Origin of the sequence: Mycobacterium sp., assembly GCF_049280035.1 — a bacterium.
Lineage (GTDB): Bacteria > Actinomycetota > Actinomycetes > Mycobacteriales > Mycobacteriaceae > Mycobacterium.
The window spans coordinates 1-3,598 of record NZ_JBAPPI010000105.1 but is presented as its reverse complement, the minus strand read 5'-3'; the positions used below and the strand labels follow the sequence as shown (position 1 = coordinate 3,598).

The following is a 3,598-nucleotide window of genomic DNA, read 5'->3' as shown; positions in this document are numbered from 1 at the left end:
GGTAATCGGTCAACGCCTCGGCGCGCACGATCACTGCCGCATACTGTGCCCGGCTGATCGCCACGTTCAACCGGTTTCGGTTGAGCAGGAACGGGATTCCTCTTGGAATGTCCTCGACCGAAGAGGCCGTCATCGAAATGAACACCACCGGCGCTTGGGTGCCCTGGAACTTGTCGACGGTCCCGACCCGGACATCGCCGAGCCCACCGGCCGCCAGCCGCTGGCGCAGCAGGACCACCTGCGCGTTGTAAGGCGCCAACGCAAGCACATCGGCGGCCGTCAAGGGCCGGCTGCCGTGCTCATCCGTCCAGGTCGACCCGACCAGTGTGTTGATCTGTGTCACGATCGCGTCGGCTTCTTCCGGGCTCTCGGTTGAGTTGCCCTCGTGGCGGACTTCAATGACGTGGACTCCGGGCAAATATCCGTCGAGACGGCGCTCGGCAGTGATCTCAGCGTAGGACTGCAATCGGCCTTCGTACGCAAGTGCCGACACCGGTGCGCACACCGCCGGATGCATCCGGTGCGTGCGGTCCAGGAAGTACCCCCGCTCGGCGGGCAGCGTGCGGTGATCTTCGACAAGCCAGCCCAGCGCGGATCCGTCAACCGGCTCAGGATGTGTGCCTTGGCTGACTTGAGGTAGCTGTTGCGGGTCGCCCAGCAACAGCAGATTCGCGGCAGTGGACGCCACGGCGATCGTGTTGGCCAAACAGAATTGGCCTGCCTCGTCGATCACGAGCAGATCGAGGCTGCGCGGCGGGACGCGGGTGGGGTTGGCGAAGTCCCATGCGGTACCGCCGATCACGCATCCCCCGGACCCTCCTGTGCCGGTGATGAATCCGGCGTACTCCTGTTCGGTGATCTGTTGCCAGCGGACATCTTCGCGGTCGTATCGCTTCTTTGCGACGCGCAGCGGATCGACGCCGGCATCGATCGCACAGTCGAGCAGATTCTCCACCACGGCATGGGATTGCGCGACAACACCGATGCGCCAGCCGTGCTCGGCGACCAGCCCCGCGATGACCTGCGCGCCGGTGTACGTCTTACCGGTTCCGGGCGGTCCGTGCACCGCCACATACGACGAGTCCAAGTCGAGCACAGCCTTTGCAATGGCCGCAGTGATGTCATCGATGACTTCGCCGGTCCTCGGGAGCGCCGCGCCACTGCGGGTTCGAGGCGGACGGCGCAACAGAATATCGAGCAGTGCGGTGTGGGGGAGTTGCGGCAGTCCGGCGGCGACGTCGGCCGCCGCCGATTGGATTGCTTCCCGCAGCGGCTTGGTCCCGATTGGCGCACCGGGAGTGAGGGCGAACGGGAGTTGATGGAAAGTGTTGCCGTCCTGTGGTGTTCGTTCCCTAACGATGACGACGGTCGGTATGGTCGGGTCGTCGGCTTCGATGACTTCAGCGCGCCCGGCGGCCCGTCGATCGGGGTTGTCGGTCAAGCCGGACGGGGCCGGTGGCTCGTAGAGCGCGAAGACCTCGCGGTTGAGTGCGCCGCGCGCCAGCTCGCCGGTTAGCTCTATTCGTCGCTGCAGCTTGTGCGCACGCGGAGGCTTCTCCCAGTCGGCGGCTACGGTGGCGCCGCTGACGAGGAAAACATCTGTGTCATCGGCCCATTCATCGACAGGGTAGTTCAGACGGTCGAAATGCGCCCACCAGAAAGGTTTGTCTTCGCGGCGATGGTACCCGCGCGCCGCGGCTACCAGGGCGACCGCCGTCTGCTCAGGTGTGCGATCACCGACTGGTGCATCACCGGTGAACTCCGCGAGAGTCACCGCCAGCGCGTCGCTCGGCTCAATGCTGTCGTCATCTGAAACTGGTTGAGCGCCAACTGGTGTGATACCGGATTCGAATGCCCGTATCAGCAACCAGTCGCGCAGAGTACGGGTGGACTGGCAGTCGTAGAGGTTGTAGTCCTCGATCTCCTTCAGCACGGTTGCGGCCTCGTCGGACTGGCCGTTGCTGCGCAGCTGGCAGTATCGCGCGTACTGGGTGATCGAGTCGGCGGCCGTGGTCACCTCACCGCAGCGCAGCTGCGCCCCCATGTACAGCGGCTCCAGCGCCTTGAGGCCGACAGATTCGCTACCGACGCGAATGCTTTTGCGCACGATCGGATACAAGTCAACCAGCGTGCCGCTGCGGAGTAGCTCATCCACCTCGTCTTCGCCGACCCCGTACCGTCCGGCAAGGCGCAGCAGCGCTGTCTTCTCATAGGAGGCGTAGTGGTAGATGTGCATGTTTGGAAAGCGCCTGCGTCGCTTGGCCACCAGCGCGAGGAAGTCGGTCAATGCCTTGCGCTCATCGCGGCGGTCATGGGCCCACAGCGGATGGAAAGCCCGCGACCGTCCGCCTTCCAAGACGCCGAACAGATATTCCAGGCCCCAGTCGGTGCCGTCGGCCGTCCAGAGCGGGTCACCCTCGAAGTCGAAGAACAGATCCCCGTCGTCGGGATTGGGCAGCAATGCCAACGGCTGCGGGTCGGCCACCTCAAACTGCGGTGCACCGGTATCACGCTGGCGCACTTGCAGTTTCGCCTGCGCTACCAGCCGTTCCAGAGTGCGGACAGGTAGCTCGGCGACCGGTCCGGTGTGGTCGGCCAGTTCGGCGAGCGTGGTGATTCCCGCGTCGATCAGCTTGGCGCGCTGAGTTATCCGCAAGCCCGCGACCAGCAGCAGATCGTCGGTTGCGCGCACCTGCTCCTCGCAGACCGGGCAGCGGAAACATGCGTGTACCCGCTCGTCGTCCCAGCGCACCGGTGTGCGGCCGGCATAGTGCTCATCGAGCAGCCGCTGCAATCTCGCACGCTGCTCCAGATAGACCGGGATCAGCTCGTCGATGCGGTAGCGCACCGCCTTGCCGTTACCGAGCACCAACTCGGCCTCGGGAGATACCGGGATACTGGAGCGGCTCAGGGTATCGGCATAGGCCGCGATCTGAAGCAGTGCGGTGACCTTCGCCGAGCGGGCCAGCTTGGTGTCGGAGACGCGGTACTGCTGGCCATCACGCACCAGAAAATCGGCGAACCCGACGAAGCGGCCGTCGAACATCGTGGCCTGGTACACCACCGCGGCGTTGTTCGCGATGGCCCGCTGCGTCGCCTCGGCGGCGGCGGTGAAACCGGCGACGGTGTAAGCGGGGCGGCCGATCACGACCACCGCGTCGCTGAATTCCTCGCGCAGCTGCTCGAGCCGGCGTCGCTCGTGCTGGTCACCCAGAGCAGCGGTGCGCGCTAGTAAGTCGTCCTCGACGACGATGCCGGGAGCCCAGCCAAGCCTCGCGTCGAAATCGCGCAGCAGGGCGTATTCACAGCGAGCGGCGGCTGCGAGATCCGACGCGCTGTAGATGATGCTGTCGCCTGCCATGAACACAGCAGCAACTGTAGGCCGACGCACCGACATGGAGGGCGACGATGCGGGCCGGCGCGGCTAGCCTATGCCGTTGGCGATTAGCTCCACCCCGTTGCCGTTCCAGCGGAATTTCACCACGCTGGGCAAGCCGATACCGACGGAGTACACCAACGCCACCGTGTCGCCGGTGCACTGCGAGGTGTCGATCCCATTGAATCCGTAGGTGTCGGGCACACCTTGCGGCGGTATCAA

General features: G+C 65.0%; 1 protein-coding gene and 1 pseudogene. Both read right to left on the bottom strand.

The genetic code is table 11. The features are described 5' to 3' along the window. The coding region (locus tag WAN71_RS03510) for a TM0106 family RecB-like putative nuclease (protein ID WP_422223999.1) at positions 1–3,367 on the bottom strand (3,367 nt) is incomplete at its 3' end. A 57-nt stretch (positions 3,368–3,424) separates the two neighbouring features. Beyond that, positions 3,425–3,598, bottom strand: a pseudogene (locus tag WAN71_RS03505) (LppP/LprE family lipoprotein); the annotation flags it as partial.